Source organism: Paracoccus sp. S-4012 (assembly GCF_009674885.1).
Taxonomy (GTDB): Bacteria; Pseudomonadota; Alphaproteobacteria; order Rhodobacterales; family Rhodobacteraceae; genus Paracoccus.
In genome coordinates this window covers 57,455-82,363 of sequence record NZ_WKKA01000004.1, presented here as the reverse complement: position 1 = coordinate 82,363, position 24,909 = coordinate 57,455, and the positions used below count along the sequence as shown (strand labels likewise).

The window sequence follows — 24,909 nt, the reverse complement described above, 5'->3', positions numbered from 1 at the left end:
TTTCCACCCCCGCACCCCCGGAGGATATTTCGGGACAGAAGAAGCCGGACGCGGGAGGCGTTTCCCTTTGCCGCGGCTTGCCTTACGGTGGCGCGACATTCGTTCGGACGCGACCCGATAGTGACCTCATTCGACGGCCTGCTGCGCTTTCTCGACACCCGCTCCTTCCCGTCGCTGTGGTACTGGCTCGCGCTCTGCGCGGTCTGGGCGATCACCACGCGCAGCGTGCTGGGCGTGCCGGTCGAGGTCGTGATCCGCGCCCGGCAGACCGCGGGCGAGGCCGAGAGGCCCGAGGGGCTGCTGCTGCTCGACTGGCTGTCGCTGACGCTGCCGCGCTGGCGCATCGGGCGCGGCGAGGGGGCGGTGCTGGTGGGGGTGACGGCCTTCGTGCTGGTCGCGCTCGGCGTCCTCGGCTTCGGCTACGGGCTGGAGACGGCGCAAGCGCTCGTGCTGCTTTTCACGCCTCTCGGCCTGCTGCTGCTGATGCGGCTGCGGCTGGCGCATCGGCTGGCCGCTGTGATGGGCGCGGCCGAGAGCGGCGGGCTTCCGGCCGCCGAAGCCGCGGCGCAGGCCGCGCGGCTGATGACGCGGCACCGCCGGATTGTCGCGGCGTTGTCGATCATGGCCGTCGCCATCGCCGCCGCCTGGGGGACGCTGTGGAACCTGATGCATCCCTACGGGGTCTGACTTGACGCCGCGCTGCCTTGACTCCGCCCTGCGCGGGTTTAGGTGAGCCGCGCATGGCCGACAGTCCCGCCCAGATCACCCTTTCCGGCGCGCCGGAGGGCTACGACGCCGCGCTGATCGCGCGCGAGGCGGAAACCCGCGCCGCGCCGGTCATCCATGTCGCTCGCGACGACCGCCGCATGGCCGCGACCCGCGCGGCTCTCGCCTTCCTCGCGCCCTCGCTGCCGGTGCTGGAGTTTCCGGCCTGGGATACCACCCCCTACGACCGGGTCTCGCCCGCCGCCGGGTTGCAGGCGGCGCGGATGGCGACCCTCGCGGCGCTCGCCTCGGGCGTGCTGAAGGGGCCGTTCGTGGTGCTGACGACGCTCAACGCCGCCATGCAGCGGGTGCCGCCCCGCGCCACCGTGGCCGGGGCGAGCTTCGCCGCCCGCGTGGGCGACCGGATGGACGAGGCCGCCCTGCGCGCCTTCCTCGTGCGGATGGGCTTCTCGCAGGCGCCGACCGCGACGGAACCCGGCGACTACGCCGTGCGCGGCGGCATCATCGACATCTTCCCGCCCTACGGCCCGGACGGAGCGGGCGGGCCGGTGCGCCTCGACCTCTTCGGCGACGTGCTGGACGGCGCCCGCCGGTTCGACCCCGAGACGCAGCGCACGACCGAGAAGCTCGACCGGATCGAGCTGGCGCCGATGTCCGAGGTGATCCTCGACGAGCCCGCCATCACCCGCTTTCGCCAGTCCTACCGGGCCGAGTTCGGCGCCGGAGGCACAGGCGACCCGCTCTATGAGGCGGTCAGCGCCGGGCAGAAGGCGCAGGGGGTGGAGCACTGGCTGGGCTGGTTCCACGCGGGGATGGGGAGCCTCTTCGACTACCTCCCTCAGGCCTCGGTGATGCTGGACGACCGCATCGAGCAGGTCCGCGCCGCCCGCTGGGAGACGATCACGGAGCAGTACGACGCGCGGCGCGAGGCTTTGGCGCGCAAGGATCGGGCGGATACGGTCTACAAGCCGATCCCGCCTGCCGAGATGTTTCCCGACGAGGCGGAGTGGGCTGCATGGCTGGCACCGCGTCGCGTCATCCGCCTCGCCGCGCTGCCTGCGCCGCCGGGCCCCGGGGTGCTGGACGCGGGCGGCCGGGCGGGGCGTAACTTCGCGCCCGAGCGGCAGAGCGAGAAGATCAACCTCTTCGGTGCCCTCGCCGACCACCTTCGCGCCTTGCGGAAAGAGGGGCGCGTCGTCGTTGCCTCCTTCTCCGAGGGCGCGCGCGAGCGGCTGGCAGGGCTGATCGCTGATGAAGGCGTCGAGGGCGCGGTGCCGGTGGCGCGGCTTGGCGATCTGGCCGAGGGCAAGGGCGCGCTCGGCCTTGCGGTCTGGCCGCTGGAGGAGGGGTTCACGGCGGACGGGCGCGCGCTCGGCAAGATCGCGGTCATCTCCGAGCAGGACGTGCTGGGCGACCGGCTGATCCGCGGCGCGAGAAAGCGACGGCGGGCAGAGAACTTCCTCAAGGACACCCAAACCCTCACCCCGGGCGACCTCGTGGTGCATGTCGAGCATGGCATCGGCCGCTACCTGGGCGTCGAGACCATGCAGGTGCCGCGCCCGGACGGGAAGATGGGACCGCCGCATGACTATGTGCATCTCCTCTATGCCGACGACGCCAAGCTCTATGTCCCGGTCGAGAACATCGAACTCCTGACCCGCTATGGGCATGAGGAGGGCCTTCTTGACCGGCTGGGCGGCGGGGCGTGGCAGGCGCGGAAGGCGCGGCTGAAGGAGCGCATCCGTCAGATCGCCGACCGCCTGATGCGCGTCGCGGCCGAGCGGCTGCTGCGCGCCGCCCCGGTGCTGGAGCCCGAGCATCACGAGTGGGAGGCGTTCTCGGCCCGGTTCCCGTGGACCGAGACCGACGATCAGGCCGCCGCCATTGAGGATGTCGCGGGCGACCTCGCCGCGGGGCGGCCGATGGACCGGCTGATCGTGGGCGACGTGGGCTTCGGCAAGACCGAGGTGGCGATGCGCGCGGCCTTCATTGCCGCCTCGCAGGGCCAGCAGGTGGCCGTGGTCGCGCCGACGACGCTGCTCGCGCGCCAGCACTTTCGCAGCTTCGCCGACCGTTTCCGAGGGACCGCCGTTCGGGTGCGACCGCTCTCACGCTTCGTCAGTGCGAAGGACGCGGCGGCCACGCGGGCGGGGCTCGCGGACGGGACGGTGGACATCGCGGTCGGCACCCATGCGGTTCTGGCAAAACAGGTGAAGTTCAAGAACCTCGGCCTGCTGATCGTGGACGAGGAGCAGCATTTCGGCGTCGCCCACAAGGAGCGGCTGAAGGAGCTGCGCTCGGAAATCCACGTCCTGACGCTGACCGCGACGCCGATCCCGCGGACGCTGCAACTGTCGCTCTCGGGCGTGCGCGACCTTTCGGTGATCGGCACGCCCCCGGTCGACCGCCTCGCCATCCGCACCTATGTTTCGGAGTTCGACAGCATCACGGTGCGCGAGGCGCTGCTGCGCGAGAAATACCGCGGCGGGCAGAGCTTCTTCGTCGTGCCCCGCATCGCCGACCTGCCCGAGGTGGAAGCCTGGCTGAAGGAGCATGTGCCGGAGGTCAGCTACCTCGTCGCGCATGGGCAGATGGCGGCGGGCGATCTCGACCAGCGGATGAACGCCTTCTACGACGGCGGCCATGACGTGCTGCTCGCGACCTCGATCGTCGAGAGCGGCCTCGACATCCCGACCGCGAACACCATGATCGTCTGGCGCGCGGACCAGTTCGGGCTGGCGCAACTCTATCAGATCCGGGGCCGCGTGGGCCGCTCGAAGACCCGCGCCTATGCCTATCTGACGACGAAGCCGCGCGCGCCGCTGACGCCGCAGGCGATACGGCGGCTGAAGTTCCTCGGCGCGATCGACAGCCTTGGCGCGGGCTTCAACATCGCCAGCCAGGACCTCGACCTGCGCGGCGCCGGCAACCTGCTGGGCGAGGAGCAGTCGGGGCATATCAAGGAGGTCGGGTTCGAGCTCTACCAGGCGATGCTGGAGGAGACGATCGCCAAGCTGAAATCGGGCGAGCTCGAGGCCGCGCCGGAGGACGACTGGGCGCCGGTGCTGAACCTCGGCGTGCCGGTGACGATCCCCGAGAGCTACATCCCCGATCTCGACGTGCGTCTGGGCCTCTACCGGCGGCTGGCGGAGCTTTCGGGCAAGACCGAGATGGAGGGCTTCGCGGCCGAGCTGATCGACCGCTTCGGGCCGCTGCCGCGCGAGGTGAACACGCTGCTGCTGGTCATGCGGATCAAGGGCATGGCCAAGCGCGCCGGGATCGCGCGGCTCGATGCCGGGCCGAGGGGTGCGACGGTGACGTTCCACAACGACAGGTTCGCGCGGCCCGAGGGGCTGGTGGAGTTCATCCACGAGAACCGCGGCGAGGTGGCGATCAAGGACAACAAGATCGTCGTCTCGCGCGCCTGGGGCAGCGATGCCGAACGGATCAAGGGCGCCTTTGCCGTGGCGAAGGAACTGGCGCTGAAGGCGGAGGGGAAAGCGACGGGCAAGCCGGTGGTGGTGGAGGCGGTGCCTGTGCCGAAGCCGCAGCCCGTCGCGAAGCCCGCCGCGCGGCCCTCGCGCCCGTTCCGCGCGCCGCCGCCGAAGGCCCCACGCCCGAAACGCTGGTCGTGATCCGGTGACGCGGCTCCTGATCGATGCCGATGCCTGCCCGGTCCGCGCCGAGGCCGAGCGCGTCGCGACGCGGCTGGGGGTGCCGATGGTGCTGGTCTGCAACGGCGGCATCCGGCCCTCGCCGAACCCGCTCGTGACGCTGAAGATCGTGCCCGAGGGGCCGGATGTCGCGGACCTGTGGATCGCGGAGGAATGCGGCCCCGGCGATGTGGTGGTGACGGCGGATATTCCACTGGCCGACCGCTGCGTGAAGGCCGGCGCGCGGGTGCTCAAGCCCGACGGCGAGGCGCTGACGCAGGCCAACATCGGCAGCGTCCTCGCCACCCGCGACCTGATGCGCGACATCCGCGCGGCCGATCCGTTCCATCAGGGGCGCGGCGGGGGGTTCTCGAAGGCGGACCGCTCGCGGTTCCTGCAGGCGCTCGACCGGGAGCTTCGGGCGGCGCTGCGCGGGGTGTAGCGCGCCCTACACCCTGGCCCGGAAAATCCCCTCGATCGCCGCCGCCGCCTCGGCCGTCCCCCAGGGCGGGTTCACCACGAATATCCCGGACCCCACCATCCCGTGCCCCTCGCGCGCGGGCGGAAACCGCACCTCCGACCACAGCGCCTCGGGATGCCCGGCCGTCAGCGCCGCCAGCATCCCCGCATGGCGCAGGTCGCCAAGGATCGGCACCCAGAGCGCGATCACCCCCACGTTCCACTTGCGCGCGATCCGCGCCACGAAAGCCGGCAGGCGGTCGTAATCGGCCTTCACCTCCCAGCTCGGGTCCACCAGCATGAGCCCCCGGCGCGGTTCGGGCGGGCAGAGGCGGCCCGCCATGCCGAATCCGTCCTCGCGGTGGATGCGGGCTCGGCCGGACATGGCGGCCTCAAGCGCTTCGGCCTCGGCCGGGTGCAGTTCGGCGAGGTCGATCCGGTCGCCCGGCCGCAGCATCTCGGCCGCGATCAGGGGTGATCCCGGATAAGCGCGCGCGCCCTCGCGCTTGCGGACGCGGCCGAGGACCTGAAGCAGCGGCTCGCCCGGCGGCAGCCAGCCCTCGGCCAGCGCGCGCTCGATCCCCGCTTCGGCCTCTCGGGTGCGCCGGGCCTCGGGCGCGCCCAGATCGTAGAGCGCCCGGCCCGCATGGGTCTCCAGATAGCTCAGCGGCTTGGGCTTGGCGGTCACATAGGCCAGCATCCGCGCCAGCAGCGCGTGCTTGTGCAGGTCGGCCAGGTTTCCGGCGTGATAGGCGTGCTGGTAGGAGAGCATGACCTGACGTATCCTGCGCTCTGCGGAAGCGGAAGCCCGCCGGAACCGGATCGCCCTTCGGCCGTTGTCGCCGCCGGGCGCCCGCATCCGCGGCAGCGCCCCAGGGCAGACGCATCATGTCCGGCTACTCCCCCACCGCCTATCCCGCCCATCCGCGCACGTCCGATCCGCGGCTGATGCTCGCCTGCCTCGGCGTCGTCTATGGCGATATCGGCACCTCGCCGCTCTACGCGCTGCGCGAGTCGCTGGTCCACGCGCATGAGCACCACATGGCCGAGACCGCCGTGATCGGCATCGTCTCGCTGCTGTTCTGGACCGTCTGCCTGATCGTCACGCTGAAATATGTCGTGCTGATGCTGCGCGCCGACAACAATGGCGAGGGCGGCACGCTCTCGCTGGTGGCCATGGCTCAGGGCGTGCTGCAACGCCGCGCGTGGTGGCTCTACCTGACGGGCATCGTCGGCGTGTCGCTCTTCTTCGGCGATTCGATGATCACCCCGGCGATGTCGGTCCTCTCGGCGGTCGAGGGCATGACGCTGGTCGTGCCGGGCTTCGAGGGATGGGTGGTTCCGGTCACGCTGCTGATCGTGATCGCGCTCTTCTGGGTGCAGCGGAGCGGGACCGAGGCGGTCTCGCGGCTGTTCGGGCCGGTCATGCTCGTCTGGTTCGTGGTCATGGCGGGCCTGGGCGCCTCGCACATGCTGGACGACGCGCGGATCCTGCAGGCGCTGAACCCGCTGCGCGCGGCGGGGTTCATCGCCGGCAACGGGTTCGGCGCGCTGCCGGTCATGGGATCGGTGTTTCTCGCCGTGACGGGGGCCGAGGCCCTCTATGCCGACATGGGCCATTTCGGCAGGCGACCCATTCGCATCTCGTGGCTCGCCATCGTCTTCCCGGCGCTGACGCTGAGCTATCTGGGGCAGGGGGCGATGGTGCTGTCGCACCCGGAGGCGGCCGCAAACCCGTTCTTCCTGATGGCGCCGCCGTGGTTCACGCTGCCCTTGGTGCTGCTGGCGACGGCGGCGACGGTAATCGCCAGCCAGTCGGTCATCTCGGGCGCCTTCTCGGTCGCGGCGCAGGCGGTGCAGCTGGGCCTGCTGCCGCGGCTCGAGATCCGGCACACCTCGCAGACGCAGCGCGGGCAGATCTACCTGCCCAAGGTCAACCTCATCCTGATGGCCGGCGTCTGCGCGCTGGTCCTGTCCTTCGGCTCCTCGGCCCGGCTGGCGAGCGCCTACGGCATCGCCGTGACCGGCGACATGGTCATCACCTCGGTCCTCGCGGTGATCGTCCTGCGCCATGCGTGGCGGTGGCGGTGGGTGCCGGTGCTGGCGGTCATGCTGCCGATCCTCGGGCTGGAGCTGGTGTTCTTCGTCGCCAACGTCCTGAAGGTGCTGGACGGCGGCTGGGTGCCGCTGCTGTTCGCCGGAACGGTGATCACGTTCATGGTGACTTGGCTTCGCGGCACGACGCTGCTGCAGCGGCGGCTCTCGGGCGAGGCGGTGGCGATGCAGTTCGTCGCCGACCGGCTGGCGGCGCGCCCGCCGGTGATCGTGCGCGGCACGGCGGTGTTCCTGACCGCCGACCCGACGACCGCGCCGCCGGCCTTGATGCACAACCTCAAGCACAACCACGTGCTGCACGAGCGCAACTTCATCGTCACGGTGGAGGTCCAGACCACGCCCCGCGTCGCGCCCGAGGAGCGCCTGCGCATCGAGGCGATCGGACCGCGCTTCTGGCGCGTCTGGCTGCGCTTCGGCTACATGGAGCAGCCGAACGTGCCCCGCGCGCTGTCGCGGGCGGAGGCGCAGGGGCACAGCTTCGACGCCATGACGACTTCGTTCTTCCTCAACCGCCGCACGCTGCGGATCGGCCGGGGCCGGCTGATGCCCCGCTGGGCGGCGCGGCTCTATGGCGGGCTCTACCGGCAGGCGTCGGAGCCGACGAGCTTCTACCGCCTGCCCTCGAACCGGGTGGTCGAGCTCGGCCAGCAGATCGACATCTGAGGGGGGCTGGAAATGAAAGCGGCGGCGCCCCTGGGAGGAGGGGCACCGCCGCCAGACGCGCGTCCGGGGAGGACGGAGCGCGGGTCTCTGCGGCGCGGCCCTCGGGGAGGAGTCGGCCGCCGCCGCAATCAGCCGGCCCTCAGGGAGGAGGGGAGAGGCCGGCTACACCGGGTTCGGGGGAGGACCGAACGCCGGCGGTCTGGTGAGCGGCGCCCCTGGGGAGGAGGTCGGGGCGCCGCTGGCCGGGTCCGCAGGGAGGAGGAGACGGACCCGGATGGGAATGTCTCAGACGCGCGTGGCGTCGCGGGCGGTCTGGTGGATCATCGACCGGTGCAGGCCCAGATCGGCAAGCTCGCGATCGCCCAGGGCGCCCAGCTCGCGCACGGTCGCGCGGTAGAGCGCCCGACGCTGCATCGCAGCACGAGCGGAAGCGAAGAACTCGCCGAGCCCGGCGCGGCGGCCATCCTGGTTGCGGGCGAAATCGAGCGTCGTCATGGTCCTGCCTTCATTTCCTGCCGAGCGGGGTGTCGCGCTTCGGTGAGGGAGAGATGGCCCATTCGCTGCCGATGCACAATAGCCGCTCGCTCATTGGTGGTATGTGCACAGCGCATAGCGAGGCCTGTTTGTGACACTTTTATGATGCTTAGTGGCCGCCATGTCCGTTGTTTCCGGTTCATCAAGGCCACAATCCGGGGGTATGACGCCAAAGTCATGCGCTTGACGCAACGTCATCCCGGCTCCGTGCGGAACCAGCGTTGTCGTCAGGAACGCCGCACTGCGGCAACCTGCCGCAACCAACCTCCGCGGGGAGCCTCCGCGGGCTCTCCGGTGACGCCCTGCCGGACTTCCCGGAGGAGCCGTCATCTGCTTGTCCCTCTCCGCCGCACGGTTCATGGTCTTCGCCGGACGCCGCCAGCGGGCGGGAACGGGATTGCAGAGGTGGTTTCATGGCACTCACGTCAGACATGGTGATGGCGAGCCTTGCCGAAGTGCCGGCTCCGGGGGGCGGCACGCTGGCCTCGCGCGACATGGTGCGGGCGCTGACCATTGAGGGCGGCGTGGTGCGCTTCGTGATCGAGGCCGCCGACGCCGCTTCCGCCGCCGCCATGTCCGAGGCCGAGGCGGAGGCCAAGCGGCGCATCGGCGCGCTGCCCGGCGTCGCGCAGGTCAGCATCGCCACCACCGCCCCCTCGGTCCGCGAGGCAAGCCGCGGCGCTGCCCCCGACCTCAAGATCGGCCGCCACCCGACGCCGCAGGCCGGGCCGGAGCCGGTAGCGGGCGTGGACCGGATCATCCTCGTCGGCTCGGGCAAGGGTGGGGTCGGCAAGTCCACGCTGACCTCGAACCTCGCCGTGGCGCTCGCGCGGCAGGGGCGGCGGGTCGGGCTGCTCGACGCCGATATCTACGGGCCGTCGCAGCCGCGCATGATGGGCGCCTCGGGCAAGCCGCCCTCGAACGATGGCAAGACGCTGGAGCCGCTGACCGCGCACGGCGTCAAGCTGATGTCGCTCGGGCTGATGCTGCCGGAAGGGCAGGCGATCATCTGGCGTGGGCCGATGCTGATGGGCGCGATGCAGCAGATGCTGGGGCAGGTGAACTGGGCGCCACTCGACGTGCTGCTGATCGACCTGCCGCCGGGAACCGGCGACGTGCAGCTGACGCTGGGGCAGAAGACGAAGTCGGACGGTGCGATCGTCGTCTCGACCCCGCAGGACGTGGCGCTGATCGACGCGCGCCGGGCGATGGACGCGTTCCGCCGCCTCAACACGCCGATCATCGGCCTCGTCGAGAATATGTCGACCTATATCTGCCCGAACTGCGGCCACGAGGCGCATCCCTTCGGCCATGGCGGCGTCGCCGACGAGGCCGCGCGCATCGGGGTGCCGTTCCTGGGCGAGATCCCGCTCGCCCTCGAGGTGCGCCTCGCCGGCGACCGCGGCGTTCCTGTGGCGAGCGGCGAGGGTCCGGTGGCCGAGGCCTATGCCCGCCTCGCCCGCGGGCTGATCGAGAGCGGCAAGGCCTGAGGCCTCGCGCCTTCAGGGCGGCACGATCTCGTCGGCCCGCGCGAGGCCGAGCACCTGGCGCGCCCGCTCGTCCAGCAGGTCGAGGTCGAGGTAGTCGTCCGACAGCCGCTGCGTGAGGTTCGTCATCCGGTCCACCTCGCCCTGCAGCCGGTCGCGCTCGGCCTCGAGGGTGCGCGTCTCGGCCTCGAGCTGCACCCGGCGCAGGATGCCCGACGGCCCCTGCACCGCCGCGAAGGCGAAGTAGAGCCCGAGCAGGATCATCAGCGCGACGAAGACGACGGCGCCGAGGGAGAGGCGGTTCTGGTTCATGGGGCCTCGCATGCGCCGGGTCGGCGGGGATCATGCCATGCGGCGCGGGCAGGGGGAATCCCCGGCAGACGGGCCGCAGACGGAACATCGCGCCTTGCCATTCGTTGACCTGCGACAGCCCCGAGGATGGGCAAGCAGAGGAACCCTCATGGCAAACGCAAGCAGCAAGAAGTACGGCCCCGGCCAGCAGGACCAGGGCAAGGGCGACGGCACCGGCGGCATGAGCCCGGCGGATGTCGAGGCACTGCCCGACAACGAGATCCTGTCGAATCGCGACACCTCGCGCCATTCCGAGCAGCGCGGTCTCGATTCGCGCCACGTGAAGTCGCAGCAGCACCACGATCACGTCGGCAGCCACGCGCCGGGTGAGGGCGCCGCCGGCGACGTCAAGCGCGAGAAGCTCGCCGACGAGCGCCCCGCCGTGGGCGAGGGGATGCCGCGCGACGGCAACCTCGCCGAAGCCGGGCCGGAGACGGAGGAAGGCCGATGAGCAAGCACCCGAAGACGAAGACCCCGTCTGACGCCAATTTGCGGAACGATCCCGGCATCGGCCGCTCCAAGGGCGTCGATCCCGACGACCCGCCGATCGGGGGCGAGAACACCTTCGAGGGCGACGTCATGAACGACACCACGCCCGAGGGCGGAATCGACCCGAACCAGCGCGGGCGCACCAACAAGTAAGGAGGCCCAAATGGCCAGCACCAAGGGCGGCCCGCCGCAGGGCACCAAGACCCACCAGCAGCAGCTCGACATCATCGAGGGCCGCGTGGACACCAGCAACGAGGACAAGGACTTCAATCCGCGCCCCTATCTGAACGCCTCGAAGGGCGTCCGCGCGCGGATCGACGAAACCGACCTGCCGGAGGACCCCACGCCGGTCGCGAGCGAGGACGGCAACCCGGCGCCGCAGGGCGAGAACCAGGAGAGCCAGCACCACAAGAACAGCGGCAAGCCCGCGGATCAGAAGCGCTGAGGACGGGCTTGGTGCGCCGCGGGTAGGGTGCGTGGTTTCCACGCACCGTCATGGGCCACCTCCAATGGTGCGTGCGGAGCACGCACCCTACGGGTGCCGTCGGGCTTCGGCCGCTACCGGGGCCCGGACATGAGGCGCGCGCGCTCATCAACCCCCAGCAGCCGCCCGAGCACCCCGCCCATCACCTTCGCGCTGTCCACCATGTCCTGAACGCCGATCCACTCGTCCGGCTGATGCGCGAGATCCAGCACCCCCGGCCCGTAGGCGATGCAGTTCTTCAGCTTGCCGATGCGGTCGATGTGCTTCTGGTCGTAGGTGCCGGGGCTGACGACATAGGCGGCCTCGACGCCCAGCACCTCGGCGATGGCGGCGGCGGTCGCCTGCACCACGGGCGCGGATTTTTCGGTCATCGAGGGGATCACCTCGAAGAGGTCGCGCACCTCGGAGCGGAAGCTCGGGCGCTCGGCCCGGACGCGCTCCAGCATCGCCGTGACCTCGCGCTTCACCTCGGCCAGATCCTCCTCGATCAGGAAGCGGCGGTCGATGACGATGCGGCAGCGGTCGGCGACGTTCGGCGCGGGCAGGCCGGTGTCGCCCGCCTGCCGCTCCGCCTCGCCGCCGTGGATCGAGTTGATGTTGAGCGTGCTGGTCCGCGCGCCCTCGGGGATCACCGGCATAGCGGTGTGCTTGGTCGAGAGCAGCGGCCAGAGCGTCCGCTCCATCTCCTCCAGCACCGCGCCCATGTGGCGGATGGCGCTGTCGCCGAGGAAGGGCATCGAGCCGTGGGCGATGCGCCCTTGCGTCTCGATCTCGGCCCACCAGACGCCGCGGTGGCCGAGGCAGATGCGGTCCTTGTGCAGCGGCTCGGGGATCAGGACCGCGTCCACATGCGCGAAGCGGCCCTGCTCGGCGAGGTAGGCCACCCCGCCGTAGCCGCCGGATTCCTCGTCTGCGGTGGCCGAGATCTCGATCCCGCCCGCGAACTCCGGATGCGCGGCGGCGAAGGCCTCGGCCGCGATGATGGACGCCGCGAGGCCGCCCTTCATGTCGCAGGTGCCGCGCCCGTAAATGCGGTCCTCGGCCGTGTCGTGCTCGCATCCGAAGGGGTCGCGGGTCCAGCCGTGGCCGACCTCGACCACGTCGTGATGGCTGTTGAAATGTACCGTCTGGCCGGGCCGCGCGCCCTCGAGCCGCGCGACGAGGTTCCAGCGGGGATACGCCTCCGAGTCGCCCGGCGCCCCATGCGCGCGGATCAGTTCGCAGCGCCACCCCTGCGGTGCGAGGCGGGCCTCGATGAACGCGCAGATGTCGCGGTAATGGCGGCCCGGCGGGTTCAGCGTCGGAATGCGGACGAGATCCTGCGTGAGCTGGATGAGGGCGTTGCGGCGGCTGTCGATCTGGGTGAGAAACTCGGTCATGGGCGCGACTAAAGCATGGCCGCTCCGGCGGAGGAAGCCGGGCCGATGCGGGCGCCGCGGCTGATGGCCATGCTGCGCCTCGCCGCGATCCTGCTCGTCATTCAGGGGGTCTCCTACCTGTCGCTTACGATCTATCTCCGCTCGCTGGAGCGGGAGCGGCTGGAAGGCGTCTGGGAGCGCGACAATCCCGGCGGGGCTCGAGCAGCGCGAGCAGCCTTCGTTGGGCGGCGGATGCAGGGGTTCCATCGGACCCTCAGGGCGCGGCTCGTCGCGCTCGTGCTGGTGCTGCCCTTTGTGGCGGTGATGCTGATCGTCTATCTCGTGAACCACAACTGAGAGCGGAGGCTGCGATGCGCTATGCGGGCTTGGTGCTGAAGGGGCTCTTCGTGCTCCTTGTCTTCCTGTTTCTCGACTACACGCTGCCCTCGCGCGAGACGGTGAGGATCACCAACACCTACAACCGGCTGACCGATCTCGGGGCGAACCGGATGTTCTATGCCGACACCGGCACCGGCGCGGTCGAGAACGCCGCCGGCCAGCGCGACATCCGCTTCATCGACACGGTGAAGCCGAACGGCCGGCCGCGGGTCTATCGCAACGAGGACACCGGCTGGATCTGGCCGCCCTATTTCAAATACGACAGCTCGAACCTGCAGGCGGTGGCGACCGACCTGCAATCCACGGCCGGGGACCCCCGCTGGGTCAGCGTGACCAGCTATGGCTGGCGGGTGGCCTGGATGACGATCTATCCCAATGCCGTGGCGATCACCCCGGTCGCCGGGCCCGACTCCGACCCGCTGAACTGGGCCGCGCTGCTGATCCTGGCGCTGCTCGGGCTGCTGCTGCTGCTGTTCTGGCGGATGTGGGCGCAGTTCCGGCAGCGGACGCTCGGGCCGGCCTGGGACCGGGTGGATGCGCGGGCCGATGCCGCGCGCGAGCGGATGGCGGAGCGGCGGCGGGGACTGCGGGGCTGGCTCGACAGGCGGCGCCGCTAGGCCAAATTTTCGTACGAAAATTCGCAACGATTGTTCGTATGAACAATCGGGGCTGCCTGCAGCGCCCTGCCGCAGGCCACCCCCGCCGGGCGTTACTGACGCAGCTCCAGCACGAAGTTCTGCCCCTCGCGTCCGCTCAGGACCACCGTGCGGCCGCCCTGCTGGACCACCTGCATCGGCATCTGGATGCGGCGCACGCCCTCGCGCTCCTGGAAGTCGGTCTTGCCGGGGCAGTCGTATTGCGTCCCGCCCGGCATGCCGATCCGCAGCAGGCCGCCCTCGATCTGGTAGGGCGCGGTCCATTCGTTGCACCCGAAAGTGCCGCTGACGGCGCCGTCGCCGAAGGTGATCCGGGTCACGAGTGGGTCCTCGACCTTCGTCCCGCCGATCGTGGCGAAGTGCCAGGAGGTGCCGACGAGCGCGACTGGGTGGCTGGAATTGATCGCGGGTGCGGAGACGGGCAGCGGCGTGGTCGCGGAAGGCACGGGCTCGCAGGCGGCGAGCAGGGCCAGGGCGGCGGCGGACAAGGCGAGCGGCTTCAGCATCGGGGCATCCTTATCATTCGTCAGCAGGGTCAGGGGCTTGCGGCCGAACGAAGGCCGCGGCGCGGCGGTTCCGCCGGGGAGCGCGGCTGCGCATCATTCGCCCCGCAGCAGGGCGCGGGCGGCGATGAAGCCGGCCAGCGTGGCGTCGCTTTCCGCAAGGCAGTCGGGCTCAACGCCCAGCGTCGCGAGGGCGCGGATGTAGAGGCGGGTGCGCGGCTCGTCACCCAGGATGACGACCTCGCGCCCCAGCCACCACGGCCGTGCGGCGGCGAGTTCGGCGCCGATCAGCAGCCCCGAGAGGCGGGCGCGGGCGGCGTCGGGGGGCAGGTCATCCAGCAGCGCCTCGGCCCGCAGCCCATGCAGCCGCGCGGCGAGCGCCTCGGGCCGGGCGATGGCGTCGGCTACCGCGGCGTCGAAGGCGGCATCGTCAAACCCTTCGCTGCGCAGGGCGTCGCGCAGGGTGGAGCGGGTCGCGAGCAGCGCGTCGAGCTCCCCGGTGAGAAAGCCGCGGAAACTGACGACCTCGCCCGCCGAGACCTCGGCCCACACGGAATGAGCGCCCGCCAGGCAGATGGTGCCGTCGAAGCCGGGCCGCAATGCGAGCACCCCTGCGATGCGGATCGCGCCGCTGCGCGTCAGGTCCGGCGAGGGGCGGCGTTGCGAGAGGCCGGGGACCAGGGAAATCTCGACGCGCGGGTCGGCGGGCGGCGCAGGCACGAGGGGGCCGAGCGGCGGGCAGGGGACGGCGCGGAGCGGCGCCTCCGGTGAGCCGCCGACGATGACCGGGGTCACGCGCCCCTCCGGCAGCCAGGCTGCGATCAGATTCAGCGGTGCATCCGCCGGGCGCCCGGCGGTCTCGGCCAGAATCCCGGCCTCGCCGAGCGCCCAGGCGTGCAGCCGGCCCTCGGTCCGGTCGATGGCGATCCAGTCGGCTGTCATGCAACCCTGCTGACCGCCAGGCCGCCGAAGATCAAGCCCGATAACCGGGACTTGACGGCAAGTGCACGCGCGCGCCACCCCTCGGCAGGAGGGGGATGGACCGATGGAAACGGAAAAAGACCCGCCGCGGCTGCTGCGCGCGCTCTTCGACGCGGCGGTGGCGGCGGCCGACCCGATGCGGCGCCTTCCCGCGCTGCTGCCGCCCAGACCGGCGGGCCGCGTGCTGGCGGTCGGCGCGGGCAAGGCATCGGCGCGCATGGCCGAGGCTTTGGAGAGTGTCTGGGGGCCAAGCGACGGGCTTGTGATCACACGCTACGGCCATGGCCGCCCGACGCAAGGAATTGAGATTGTCGAGGCGGCGCATCCGGTGCCTGATGCCGCCGGCGAGGCCGCGACTCGGCGGATGCTCGCCTTGCTAGATGGTCTCGGGGAGGGAGATTTCGTTCTCGCGCTGATCTCCGGCGGGGCCTCGGCGCTGCTGACGGCACCGGCCGAGGGGCTGACGCTGGCGGACGAGCAGGCGGTGAACGAGGCGCTTCTCGCGTCGGGCGCGCCAATCGGCGAAATGAACCTGATCCGCAAGCACCTGAGCCAGGTGAAGGGCGGCCAGCTTGCGGCCGCCGCCTGGCCAGCGCGGATGCTGGCGCTGATGATCTCGGACGTGCCGGGGGACGATCCGGCGGTGATCGGCTCGGGGCCGACCGTGGGCGAGGCGGGGACCGCGGAGCAGGCAGCGGCGATCCTCGCGCGGCGCGACATCGCCGTGCCGGAGGCGGTGGCGCGGGTGCTGGCCGGGCCGACCGGCGTGATCGCGCCGGGCGATCCGCGGCTCGGGCGGGTCGAGAACCGGGTGATCGCCGCCCCCGCGCAGTCCCTGGCCGCCGCGGCGGAGCTGGCGCGCGCTGCGGGTTATGCGGTCGATCTTCTGGGAGACGGGCTCGAGGGCGAGGCGCGGGAGGTGGCGCGGCAGCATGCCCGGCTGGCGCTCGCCGCTAAGGGGCCGCGGGTGATCCTCTCGGGGGGCGAGCTGACGGTGACGCGGCGCGGCGACGGCTGCGGCGGGCCGAACGCGGAATATGCGCTCGCGCTCGCGATTGCGCTTGGCGGCGCGCCGGGGGTCCATGCGATCGCCTGCGACACGGACGGCGTGGATGGCGCGGCCGAGGTCGCGGGCGCGCTGATCGGGCCGGGGACGCTGGCGGCGGCGCGGGCTGCGGGGCTGGAACCGCAAGCCGCGCTCGCGCGCAATGACGCGCATGGGTTCTTCGCGGCGGTGGGCGGGCAGGTCGTGACCGGGCCGACGCTGACAAATGTCAACGACTTCCGGGCGATCCTGATCGAAGGCTGAGGCCGTTCGCCGCCGCTGCTGCGGCGAAGGCGCGGGCCTCCTCGGGCGCGGTGCCGAGGGCCTGCGCCCCTCCCAGCCGCGCGGCCCAGCCGCCGGGTATCGGGTGGTCGCGATCGGCGAGGGTGGTGAGGGGCGTGCCGGTGGCTGCGGCCTCCACGGCGAGGCGGCGCACGGCGGCCTGCGCCGCGTCTCGCGGCATCGTTTCAGCCAGCGCGAAGGACAGCGCCTCGGCATCGGCGAACCCGTCCGCGAGGGCCGCCGCCATCGCTTCGGCGACGGGCTGCGCGCCTTCGGTCAGCTCGGCGGCGAGCGACAGCGCCCGGCCGGTCGAGAGGCAGAGCTGCGGCAGCGTCAGCCATTCCTGGAACCAGGCCGCACCGTCGCGCTGCTGGCGGTGGAGGCCCGCGCCCTGCAGCGTGGCGGCAAGGCCGATGATCTGCCGCGAGAGCGCCACGAGGGCCGAGGGGCCGACCGGGTTCTGCTTCTGCGGCATGGTGGAGGAGCCGCCGGCCTGCGGCAGGCGAAGCTCGCCGATGCCCGACTGGGTCATCAGGATCATGTCCTCGCCCATCCGCCCGAGCGTTCCGGCGAGGCCCGCGGCCCAGCCCGCAAGCGCTGCGATGCCGCTGCGGTCGGGGTGCCAGCCATGCCCCGGATCGGCGAGACCCAGTTCCGCCGCGACGCCCGCACGCACCTCCGGTCCACGCGGCCCCATCGCGGAAAGCGTGCCCGCAGCGCCACCGAGCGAGACGCGCAGCAGGCGCGGGCGCAGGGCCTCCAGTCCGTCGCGGGCTTCGAGCAGCGGCCAGCCCCAGCCTGCCGCGACGGCCCCGAAGCTGGTCCGTGTCGCCACCTGCCCGTAAGTCCGCGCCGCCATTGGCAGTTCGGCCTGTTCCTCCGCCAGCCGGCCCAGCGCCGCGGTCAAGGCCGCCAGCCGCCCCTCCCAGATCGCCAGCACCCGCCGCAGCCGCAGCGCGAGGCCGGTGTCCGCGATGTCCTGCGAGGTCGCGCCCCAATGCGCCCAGCCCATCGCGTCCCCCGGCACCGCGGCCCGGAACGCCGCCCGCAGCGCCGGAACCGGCACCCCGTCCCGCGCCACCTGCGCCGCCAGTCCGGCCGGGTCGATCTGCACCTCGCGGCTGGCACGGTCGATCAGCGCCGCCGCGTCCTGCGGGATCAGCCCCAAGCGCCCCTGCACCCGCGCGAGCACGCCCTCGACCAGCAGCATCGCCCGGATCTCGGCGCTGTCGGTGAAGAGCGCGGCCACCTCCTCGTCGCCAAAGAGGCGGCGGTAGACCGCGCTGTCGGCGGGCGCGGCCGGCATCAGGCGGGGCGCAGGCCGAGGATCGCGCGGGCCCGCGCCGAGGTCGCCACGGGGCGGCCGTATTTCGCGCAATGCTCCGCCGCCCGCTTGACGAGCGCGGCGTTGGACGGTGCCAGCGTGTCGCGATCGAGGCGCACGTTGTCCTCCATCCCCGTCCGGGTGTGGCCGCCCTTGGCGATGCACCACTCGTTGACGCGCAGCTGCTCGGGCCCGATACCGGCCCCGCACCACTGCGCGTCGGGGGCGAGGCGCTTCAGCGTTTCGATGTAGAAGTCGAAGATCGGCTCGTCGGCGGGCATCGCGTTCTTCACGCCCATGACGAACTGGACATAGAGCGGCGATTTCAGCTGCCCGCCCGCGGCCATCCGCGTGGCCTGGACGATATGGCTGAGGTCGAAGGCCTCGATCTCGGGCTTGATATCATGCGCCAGCATCTCGGCGGCGAGCCAGTCCACGAGGTTTGGCGGGTTCTCGTAGACGCGGGTCGGGAAATTGTTCGACCCGACCGAGAGCGAGGCCATGTCGGGCCGCAACCCCAGCATCCCCCCGCGCTCGCGGCCCGCGCCGGAGCGGCCGCCGGTCGAGAACTGGACGATCATGCCGGGGCAATGCGCAGCAATGCCCTCGCGCAGGCGGGCGAAGCGCTCGGGGTCGGAGCTGGGCTTTCCGGCGTCGTCGCGGACGTGGCAATGGGCGATGGTGGCGCCGGCCTCGAAGGCTTCCTGCGTCGACTCGACCTGCTCGGAAATGGTGATCGGGATGGCCGAGTTGTTGTCCTTGGTCGGCAACGAGCCGGTGATGGCCACGCAGATGATGCAGGGGTTCTTGGCAGGGTCGGTCATGCGGGCCTCAGATGTCGAAGAAGACGGTCTCGCCGTCGCCTTGCAGGCGGATGTCGAAGCGCCAGACGGGCAGGCCGTCGCGCTCGCCCGCTGGCCGGGCGATCAGGGTCTCGCGGCGATGGACCTGCTCGACGAGGTTCAGGACCGCGTCGGCGGCGTTGGCCTCCGCCTCGTCCGCGAAATACATCCGCGTGTTGAGGCCGAGGTTGATGCCGCGGGCGACGATCCAGAGGTTGATGTGGGGCGCTTGGCGGCGCGGGCCCTGATGGCCGCGGCCGAGGGCGTCGGTGCGTTCCCCGGCGCTTTGCGGGCGGACCTTCACGGCGGGACCGAGCGGCCGGCGGGCGGGGACCTGCCCGGGCTTGACGGTCTGGAAGGACCAGAGGCCGGTCTCGAAATCGGTGATGACCCGGCCCCAGCCGCGGAAGTCCTCGGCCACCTCGGCATGGCGCGGGTCATCGGGGTGCGCGTAGCGGCCCTCGGCGTCGGCCTGCCAGGCCTCGAGCAGCACGTCCTTCACCGGCGCGCCGGTGCCGTCGATCACCACGCCCTCGACGATGATCCGCTGCCCTTCCGCGTTCGGCCCGGCGATGTCCCAGCCGAGTTCCTCGCGGTAGATGTCGAAACCCGCCGCGCCCGGCGCGAGGCCGATGTGGACGTAGGGCCCGGCGGTCTGCGAGGCGGTCTCGCGCAGGTAGTGGAGGGGCTGCGGCATCAGTTCCCCTCCAGCCGGTTCTCGAACATGGTCGAGCGGCGGCCGCGCAGCACGATGTCGAAGCGGTAGGCGAGGCAGTCGAGCGGCACGCCGGCGTTCATGTCCAAGGGCGCGATCAGCTGGTCGATGGCGGCCGGGTCGGGGATCGTCTGCACGATTGGGCAGCGCGGGATCAGGGGATCGCCCTCGAAATACATCTGCGTGATGAGCCGCTGCGCGAAGGCGCGGCCGAACACCGAGACGTGGATATGCGCCGGGCGCCAGTCGTTGACCCAGTTGCGCCACGGATAGGCGCCGGGCTTCACGGTGCGGAAGAAGTAGTGCCCGTCCGCATCCGTCAGCGTCCGCCCGCAGCCGCCGAAGTTCGGGTCGATGGGCGCGAGATAGGTGTCCTTCCGGTGCCGGTAACGCCCGCCCGCATTGGCCTGCCAGATCTCCACGAGCGTCTGCGGCACCGGCCGCGCGTTCTCGTCCAGCACCCGGCCGTGGACGATGATCCGCTCGCCGATGGGCTCGCCCTCCTTGGCGTAGTTGCGGATCAGGTCGTTGTCGATCGGGTCGATGTCATTGTGCCCGAAGACCGGGCCGGTGATCTCGGAGAGCGAGTTCTGCAGGCTCAGCGCGGCGAAGCGCGGGCTGCGGGACACGGAGGTCTTGTAGTTCGGCGTCAGCGCCGGCGGGTGACGGCGCCGGTCGCAGGCATGGTATTCGGCGGGGGTCATTGGGGCTCCTTCCCGGCAAGGCCGAGGATGTCGCGGGCGAGGCGGAAGGCGCTGTTGGCGCGCGGCACGCCCGCGTAGATCGCCACATGCAGCAGCGCCTCGCGGATGTCCTCGGGCGAGGCGCCGGTGTTTGCGGTGGCGCGCAGGTGCAGGGCCAGTTCCTCATCGTTCCCCAGGGCCGCCAGCAATGCGATGGTCAGCATCGAGCGCTCGCGCGGGGTGATGGTGTCGCGCGACCAGAGGTGCCCCCAGGCGGCGTCGGTGATGAGGGCCTGGAACGGTTCGTCGAAGGGCGTGGCAGCCGCCTGCGCGCGGTCCACATGGGCGTCGCCGAGGATGCGGCGGCGGGTGGCGGTGCCGGTGTCGGTGAGCTCGCTCATCCCATATGCGTCTGCAGGAAGGGGATGACTGCCTCGGCCCAGGCCTCGGGCCGCTCGACCATGGGCAGGTGGCCCGCGCCGTCGACCTCGGCCCAGCGGGCGCCGGGGATGGCGTGGTGGAGCTTGCGGACGATCGCGGGCGTGGTGGACTGGTCGTCGGAGCCGCCGACGGTGAGGACCGGCAGGGTCAGCCCGGCCGAGGCGTGGGTCCGGTCGGCCTGCGACAGCACCCGGCAGCAGTCGGCATAGCCCTCGGGCTGGCAGGCGCGCAGCATGTTGCGCCACAGCGCCAGTTCCGGCGTGGCGCGGAAGGCGTGGCCGAACCAGCGTTCCATGACGCCATCCACCAGAGCCTCCATGCCGCCCGCCTCGAGCTTGGCGATGCGCTCCTCCCAGGTCGCCGGATCGCCGAAGGTCAGGGCGGTGTTCGACAGCACCACCGCGCGGACGAGGTCGGGGCGCAAGGCGGCCGCGGTCTGCGCGACCAGCCCGCCGATGGAGACGCCCGCAACCACGGCGCCCTGCGGCGCCTCGGCCTCGATCAGCGCGATCGCGTCGGCGGCGAGGTCGTCCTCGGTCTTCGGGCGGCCTCGGTCGGAGAGGCCGTGGCCGGGCTTGTCGTAGCGGATGATGCGCCAGGCATCGGGCAGATGCGGCAGCACCGGCTCCCACAGGCGCAGGTCGGTGCCGAGCGAGTTGACCAGCAGCAGCGCCGGGCCGGTCGCCGGGCCGTCCACGCGGTAGTGCAAGGCCCCCCAAGGCCGCGTCAGGACGCGCATGGTGAACTCCTCCCCTGCCCGGTCCAGCAGTAGCGCGGGCTCACGGCCGCGCCAAGGCCCGCGCGGGCCGCGCATAGAGGCGGCGCATGAGGAGAGGGGTCAGATACATCGGGATCTGGTAGCAGGCGACGAAGACCAGCAGCTCGTCGGTGACGGCGGGCGGCAGGACGGCGAGGAACAGCATGATGTTGCGGTTGCCCGCGCCGATGGCGAAGGCGGTGGCGGCGGGCGCGGGGGCGGTCGCGGCGTAGGTCGCCGCCTGCAGGCCGTAATTGGCGGCGAAAGCGGCCGCGAGGGTCAGGAGCAGCGTGCCGGGCCGCTCGATCAGGGCAGGAACGAAGGCGGCCATCAGGCCGATGACGGCGAAGGCCATGGCCAGCGAGGCGAGGCCGTCGATCGCGGCCACGGTGTCAGGGCGCGGCGCGGGCAGGAAGCGGGCGCGCAGCCAGAAGGCGGTGCCGCCCGCCACGGCGAGGATCGCCACGAGCCGCAGGGCCGCCGCCAGCACCTCGCCCATCTCGCCGAAGGCGGGCCAGAGCCAGAAGCCCGGCATGATGGTCAGCGGCAGAGCCACGGTCGCGGCGACGTAGTGGCGCAAGGACGGCGCCGGGTCGCCGCCGCAGAGGAGCGTGAGGTTCGGCGCCCCCGAGATCGGCGCGCCCGAGGCCATCAGGATCAGCGCCGTGGCGAGCGGCCCGCCCCAGCCGAGCCCGAGGAACATCAGCGCCAGCCCGACCGGCAGCGCGACCTGCTGGACCGCCACCATCCGCAGCGTCTCGCCGACCTCGGCCACCGAGCCGAGCGCCGCCCGCGCGCCGATGCGAAGCGCCGCGAGGAACATCAGCAGCGCGGCGATCTCGGCCAGGTGCCGCGCCAGCACCGCCGCGAGGCCCGGCAGCGCGATCCCGGCCAGCAGCCCGAGGACCAGGATCACCCGTCCATATCGCGCCGCGGCGCCGAGGACGGCGACCATCCCCTTCACCTCAACGGCTGGCGCATCTGCTCCGGCAGCCAGGTGGCGAGGCCGGGGAAGGCGATCAGGATGAACACCATCAGCACCATGATGAGAAACATCGGGAAAGCGTAGCGGGCGATCGTGGAGATCTCGAGCCGCGTCATGCCCTGGAGCACGAACAGGTTGAACCCGATCGGCGGCGTGATCTGCGCCATCTCGACCACCACGACGATGAAGATGCCGAACCAGATGATGTCGATGCCGGCCTGCCGGATCATCGGCTCGACCACGGCGATGGTCAGCACCACGGCCGAGATTCCGTCGAGGAAGCAGCCGATGATGATGTAGAACACCAGCAGCGCCATCAGCAGCTGGAACCGCGAGAGGTCGAGCGAGGCGATCCACTCGGCCAGATGCCGCGGCAGGCCGGTGAAGCCCATTGCCAGCGACAGGAACGCCGCGCCCGCGAGGATGAAGGCGATCATGGCCGAGGTCCGCACCGCCCCCATGAGGCTCGCGGTCAGCGAGGCGAGGGTCAGCGATCCCTGCGCCGCAGCCAGCAGCAGCGAGCCGGCGACGCCGAGGGCGGCGGCCTCGGTCGCGGTGGCGAAGCCGAGATACATCGAGCCGATGACGAGCGCGATCAGCAGCATGAGCGGCAGCAGGAAGCGCGAGTTCCGCAGCTTCGCGCGGAAGCTCATCGGCGGCTCGGGGTCGGGGCGGTAGTTGGGGTCCAGCCGCGAGACGATGGCGATATAGACCATGAACATCGCGGCGAGGACCAGCCCCGGCAGGATCCCCGCGATAAAGAGCTTGGTGATCGACTCGTTGATCGTGACGCCATAGACGATCAGCGTCAGCGAGGGCGGGATCATCAGCCCGAGGGTCGCCGCCCCCGCGAGGGTGCCGATCAGGTGCCGCTCGGGGTAGTGGCGGCGGCGCAGTTCGGGGATGGACATCTTGCCGACGGTCGTCAGCGTCGCGGCCGAGGAGCCGGAGACGGCGGCGAAGACCGTGCAGCCGACCACGTTGACGTGCAGCAGCCCCCCCGGCAGGCGCGTCATCCAGGGCGCGAGGCCGCGGAACATGTCCTCCGACAGCCGCGTGCGGTAGAGGATCTCGCCCATCCAGATGAACAGCGGCAGCGCCGTCAGCGTCCAGGACGAGGACGACCGCCACAGCACCGTCATCATCGCATCGCCCACCGGCCGCGAGGTGAACAGTTCCATCCCGACCCAGGCCACGCCGAGAAGCGCGAGGCCGACCCAGACGCCGAGGCCCAGAAGGCCGAAGAGGACCAGCAGGAAGATCATGATCGGCAGGAACCCGGCGGTCATCGCGGATCACTCGGCATGGGATTGCTCGGCAAGGTCTTCGCTCAGGATGTTGTCGTGGCCGCTGCGCAGGAAGGTCACGAGGTTGTCGATGAAGGCGATGGCGAGGATCGCCGCGCCGATCGCGATCGGCGCCTGCACGATCCACAGCGGCGTGGCGTCCTGACCCTGGCTGACATCCCCCAGCCGCCCGCTCCAGTAGACGAGGCGGCCCGCGAACCACGCCACATATGCGGATGCGGTGGCGCCGATCACGAGGCACAGCAGCTCCGCCCAGCGGCGATGCCGCCCGAGGGCGACGAGAAGCAGCCCCACCCGGATATGCGCGCCGCGGTTCAGCGTATGCGCGAAGGCGAGGAACGAGCCCGCGGCCATCAGGTAGCCCGCGTATTCCGTGGCGCCCGGCATCATCACGCTCGACCAGCGGGCGATCATCTGCGCGAGGATGATGACGAACATCGCGACCATGCAGAGCGCCGAGAGGACCGCCGCGCCGTCATAGAGCAGATCGAGCGCGCGGCCGAGGCCGCGGCGCCGCGGGGGCAGGCGGGTCATGCGGGTGGGTCCTCGCGGAAGCGCGCCGGGCAGGGGTCGGGCGGCGCGGACCGCCCGCCCCACCTCGCGTCATGCGTGCCGGTCACTCGGCGCGGTAGGCGTCGATGATCGCCTGGCCGTCGGCTCCGGTCTCGGCGAGGAACTCGTCGGTCATGGTCTGGCCGAAGCCCTCGAGCTCGGCGCGCAGCTGGTCCGAGGGCGGCTCGACCGTCATGCCGTTGGCGCGAAGCTCGGCGATCATGTCGTCGGCCATCGCCATCGCAGCCGCCGTGCCGCGCGCCGCCGCTTCGTCGCCGCACTCGGTCAGCGCCGCACGGGTGGCGTCGTCGAGGGCCTCGAAGGCCGACTTGTTGGCGAAGACCACGTTGCGCGGCAGCCAGGCCTGCACGTCATACCAGTGCGTCAGGCTCTCCCAGACCTTGCTGTCCACCCCCGTGGAGCCCGAGGAGATGAAGCTCTCGGCCACGCCGGTGGCGAGGGCCTGGCTCAGCTCGGCCGCCTCGATCTGCACCGGGATCAGGCCGGCAAGCTCTGCGATGCGGGAGGTGGCGGCGTTGTAGGCGCGGAACTTGACGCCCTGCAGGTCCGCGACGCTCTCGACCGGCTTCTTGGTGTAGAGGCCCTGCGGCGGCCATGGCGCGGCGTAGAGATAGACGAGGTCCTGCGCCGCGAGCGCCTCCTCCAGCTTCGGCCGGGCGGCGTTCCAGAGCTTGTCGGAGGCCTCGAAGGAGGTCGCGAGGAACGGCACCGCGTCGATGCCGAAGAGCTTGTTCTCGTTCTCATGGGCCGAGAGCAGCCGCTCGCCGATGGGCGCCTGCCCGGTCTGCACCGCGCGCTTGATGTCGGTGCCCGAGAAGAGGGCGCCGTTCGGGTGGACCACGACCTCCAGCTCGCCCCCGGTGCGCTCGCCCACGCAGGCGGCGAACTCGACCGCGTTCTCGGTGTGGAAGTTGCTGGCCGGGTAGGCCACCGGCATGTCCCAGGTCTCGGCCGAGGCGGCAGCAGCGCCGAGGGCGAGGGTGAGGGCGAGGGTCGAGGCGGTCAGCATCGTGGTCTTCATCGAGACGGCTCCCTGAGGTTTGTTTTCGGTGAGCCTAAGCGGGCGCGGGGCGACGCGTCCAGTTCGATCGGACGCG

General features: G+C 71.3%; 27 protein-coding genes. 11 read left to right on the top strand and 16 right to left on the bottom strand.

Features of this window, described 5'->3' with window-relative positions:
- Nucleotides 1–120 precede the first annotated feature (120 nt).
- From GI374_RS07230 to GI374_RS07220, 3 genes are read left to right on the top strand one after another with little or no spacing between them, the layout of a single operon-like run.
- Nucleotides 121–687 carry a hypothetical protein gene (locus tag GI374_RS07230; RefSeq protein WP_370515201.1) on the top strand — a complete coding sequence of 189 codons (567 nt, stop codon included), beginning with the start codon at nt 121–123 and terminating at the stop codon, nt 685–687.
- Nucleotides 688–740: 53 nt separating this feature from the next.
- Nucleotides 741–4,361 (top strand): transcription-repair coupling factor, encoded by a 3,621-nt coding sequence (mfd, locus tag GI374_RS07225; RefSeq protein ID WP_154336357.1) that lies wholly within the window; start codon nt 741–743, stop codon nt 4,359–4,361.
- A gap of 4 nt (nt 4,362–4,365) precedes the next feature.
- Nucleotides 4,366–4,821: a YaiI/YqxD family protein gene (locus tag GI374_RS07220; protein WP_370515199.1), complete on the top strand. Its 456-nt coding sequence runs from the start codon at nt 4,366–4,368 to the stop codon at nt 4,819–4,821.
- Between the two features lie 6 nt (nt 4,822–4,827).
- Here GI374_RS07220 and rlmJ read toward each other — a convergent pair whose 3' ends face one another.
- On the bottom strand, nt 4,828–5,610 hold the full coding sequence (rlmJ, locus tag GI374_RS07215) for a 23S rRNA (adenine(2030)-N(6))-methyltransferase RlmJ (RefSeq protein ID WP_154336356.1): 783 nt from the start codon (nt 5,608–5,610) through the stop codon (nt 4,828–4,830).
- Nucleotides 5,611–5,726: 116 nt separating this feature from the next.
- Between rlmJ and GI374_RS07210 the strand changes: the two genes are divergently transcribed.
- Nucleotides 5,727–7,616: a potassium transporter Kup gene (locus GI374_RS07210; protein ID WP_154336355.1), complete on the top strand. Its 1,890-nt coding sequence runs from the start codon at nt 5,727–5,729 to the stop codon at nt 7,614–7,616.
- Nucleotides 7,617–7,901: 285 nt separating this feature from the next.
- Here the strand turns inward: GI374_RS07210 and GI374_RS07205 are convergent, their stop codons facing one another.
- Nucleotides 7,902–8,111, bottom strand: coding sequence for a DUF1127 domain-containing protein (locus GI374_RS07205; RefSeq protein WP_154336354.1), 210 nt, complete (start codon nt 8,109–8,111; stop codon nt 7,902–7,904).
- A 452-nt stretch (nt 8,112–8,563) separates the two neighbouring features.
- Here GI374_RS07205 and GI374_RS07200 point away from each other — a divergent pair, with 452 nt between their 5' ends.
- Nucleotides 8,564–9,640 carry an Mrp/NBP35 family ATP-binding protein gene (locus GI374_RS07200; protein WP_154336353.1) on the top strand — a complete coding sequence of 359 codons (1,077 nt, stop codon included), beginning with the start codon at nt 8,564–8,566 and terminating at the stop codon, nt 9,638–9,640.
- A gap of 12 nt (nt 9,641–9,652) precedes the next feature.
- Here the strand turns inward: GI374_RS07200 and GI374_RS07195 are convergent, their stop codons facing one another.
- On the bottom strand, nt 9,653–9,949 hold the full coding sequence (locus GI374_RS07195) for a septum formation initiator family protein (RefSeq protein WP_154336352.1): 297 nt from the start codon (nt 9,947–9,949) through the stop codon (nt 9,653–9,655).
- A 148-nt stretch (nt 9,950–10,097) separates the two neighbouring features.
- Here GI374_RS07195 and GI374_RS18860 point away from each other — a divergent pair, with 148 nt between their 5' ends.
- From GI374_RS18860 to GI374_RS07180, 3 genes are read left to right on the top strand one after another with little or no spacing between them, the layout of a single operon-like run.
- Nucleotides 10,098–10,439, top strand: a complete 342-nt coding sequence (locus GI374_RS18860; protein WP_195759867.1) for a hypothetical protein — start codon at nt 10,098–10,100, stop codon at nt 10,437–10,439.
- A complete protein-coding gene (locus GI374_RS07185; RefSeq protein ID WP_154336351.1) occupies nt 10,436–10,630 on the top strand; it encodes a hypothetical protein in 195 nt (64 codons plus the stop codon). The genes GI374_RS18860 and GI374_RS07185 overlap by 4 nt, the downstream gene beginning before the upstream one ends.
- Nucleotides 10,631–10,640: 10 nt before the next feature.
- Nucleotides 10,641–10,922 carry a hypothetical protein gene (locus tag GI374_RS07180; protein WP_154336350.1) on the top strand — a complete coding sequence of 94 codons (282 nt, stop codon included), beginning with the start codon at nt 10,641–10,643 and terminating at the stop codon, nt 10,920–10,922.
- Nucleotides 10,923–11,035: 113 nt separating this feature from the next.
- On the opposite strand, the gene GI374_RS07175 is transcribed toward GI374_RS07180, so the two are convergent.
- Nucleotides 11,036–12,340 carry an acetylornithine deacetylase/succinyl-diaminopimelate desuccinylase family protein gene (locus GI374_RS07175; RefSeq protein WP_154336349.1) on the bottom strand — a complete coding sequence of 435 codons (1,305 nt, stop codon included), beginning with the start codon at nt 12,338–12,340 and terminating at the stop codon, nt 11,036–11,038.
- 15 nt (nt 12,341–12,355) lie between these two features.
- Here GI374_RS07175 and GI374_RS07170 point away from each other — a divergent pair, with 15 nt between their 5' ends.
- Together GI374_RS07170 and GI374_RS07165 are read left to right on the top strand one after the other, a co-directional pair.
- Entirely contained in the window at nt 12,356–12,676 is a 321-nt protein-coding gene (locus tag GI374_RS07170; protein WP_229582907.1) for a hypothetical protein, read from the top strand.
- A gap of 14 nt (nt 12,677–12,690) precedes the next feature.
- Nucleotides 12,691–13,335 (top strand): DUF1523 family protein, encoded by a 645-nt coding sequence (locus tag GI374_RS07165; RefSeq protein ID WP_154336348.1) that lies wholly within the window; start codon nt 12,691–12,693, stop codon nt 13,333–13,335.
- Nucleotides 13,336–13,427: 92 nt separating this feature from the next.
- On the opposite strand, the gene GI374_RS07160 is transcribed toward GI374_RS07165, so the two are convergent.
- Together GI374_RS07160 and GI374_RS07155 are read right to left on the bottom strand one after the other, a co-directional pair.
- The gene (locus GI374_RS07160; RefSeq protein WP_154336347.1) at nt 13,428–13,880 is read right to left on the bottom strand and encodes an META domain-containing protein; all 453 of its coding nucleotides are present in this window, start codon (nt 13,878–13,880) and stop codon (nt 13,428–13,430) included.
- Between the two features lie 93 nt (nt 13,881–13,973).
- The gene (locus tag GI374_RS07155) at nt 13,974–14,819 is read right to left on the bottom strand and encodes a 2-dehydro-3-deoxygalactonokinase (RefSeq protein WP_154336346.1); all 846 of its coding nucleotides are present in this window, start codon (nt 14,817–14,819) and stop codon (nt 13,974–13,976) included.
- A gap of 103 nt (nt 14,820–14,922) precedes the next feature.
- Between GI374_RS07155 and GI374_RS07150 the strand changes: the two genes are divergently transcribed.
- The gene (locus GI374_RS07150; RefSeq protein ID WP_154336345.1) at nt 14,923–16,167 is read left to right on the top strand and encodes a glycerate kinase; all 1,245 of its coding nucleotides are present in this window, start codon (nt 14,923–14,925) and stop codon (nt 16,165–16,167) included.
- Here the strand turns inward: GI374_RS07150 and GI374_RS07145 are convergent.
- The 10 genes from GI374_RS07145 to GI374_RS07100 all read right to left on the bottom strand — a co-directional run bounded on the left by GI374_RS07145 (nt 16,133) and on the right by GI374_RS07100 (nt 24,833).
- Nucleotides 16,133–17,491, bottom strand: coding sequence for a lyase family protein (locus GI374_RS07145; RefSeq protein WP_154336344.1), 1,359 nt, complete (start codon nt 17,489–17,491; stop codon nt 16,133–16,135). The two genes, GI374_RS07150 and GI374_RS07145, sit on opposite strands and share 35 nt — an antisense overlap.
- Nucleotides 17,491–18,333, bottom strand: coding sequence for a 3-keto-5-aminohexanoate cleavage protein (locus GI374_RS07140; RefSeq protein ID WP_154336343.1), 843 nt, complete (start codon nt 18,331–18,333; stop codon nt 17,491–17,493). Before GI374_RS07140 ends, GI374_RS07145 begins: the two co-directional genes overlap by 1 nt.
- A gap of 7 nt (nt 18,334–18,340) precedes the next feature.
- On the bottom strand, nt 18,341–19,048 hold the full coding sequence (pcaG, locus tag GI374_RS07135) for a protocatechuate 3,4-dioxygenase subunit alpha (RefSeq protein WP_154336342.1): 708 nt from the start codon (nt 19,046–19,048) through the stop codon (nt 18,341–18,343).
- The gene (gene pcaH, locus GI374_RS07130; RefSeq protein ID WP_154336341.1) at nt 19,048–19,770 is read right to left on the bottom strand and encodes a protocatechuate 3,4-dioxygenase subunit beta; all 723 of its coding nucleotides are present in this window, start codon (nt 19,768–19,770) and stop codon (nt 19,048–19,050) included. Before pcaH ends, pcaG begins: the two co-directional genes overlap by 1 nt.
- A complete protein-coding gene (gene pcaC, locus GI374_RS07125) occupies nt 19,767–20,150 on the bottom strand; it encodes a 4-carboxymuconolactone decarboxylase (protein WP_154336340.1) in 384 nt (127 codons plus the stop codon). Before pcaC ends, pcaH begins: the two co-directional genes overlap by 4 nt.
- Entirely contained in the window at nt 20,147–20,929 is a 783-nt protein-coding gene (gene pcaD, locus GI374_RS07120; RefSeq protein ID WP_154336339.1) for a 3-oxoadipate enol-lactonase, read from the bottom strand. The genes pcaC and pcaD overlap by 4 nt, the downstream gene beginning before the upstream one ends.
- Nucleotides 20,930–20,969: 40 nt before the next feature.
- Nucleotides 20,970–21,902, bottom strand: a complete 933-nt coding sequence (locus tag GI374_RS07115; RefSeq protein ID WP_154336338.1) for a hypothetical protein — start codon at nt 21,900–21,902, stop codon at nt 20,970–20,972.
- A gap of 5 nt (nt 21,903–21,907) precedes the next feature.
- The gene (locus GI374_RS07110; RefSeq protein ID WP_154336337.1) at nt 21,908–23,221 is read right to left on the bottom strand and encodes a TRAP transporter large permease; all 1,314 of its coding nucleotides are present in this window, start codon (nt 23,219–23,221) and stop codon (nt 21,908–21,910) included.
- Between the two features lie 6 nt (nt 23,222–23,227).
- Nucleotides 23,228–23,773, bottom strand: coding sequence for a TRAP transporter small permease (locus tag GI374_RS07105; RefSeq protein WP_154336336.1), 546 nt, complete (start codon nt 23,771–23,773; stop codon nt 23,228–23,230).
- Between the two features lie 82 nt (nt 23,774–23,855).
- Nucleotides 23,856–24,833, bottom strand: coding sequence for a TRAP transporter substrate-binding protein (locus GI374_RS07100; RefSeq protein WP_229582905.1), 978 nt, complete (start codon nt 24,831–24,833; stop codon nt 23,856–23,858).
- Nucleotides 24,834–24,909: the final 76 nt, after the last annotated feature.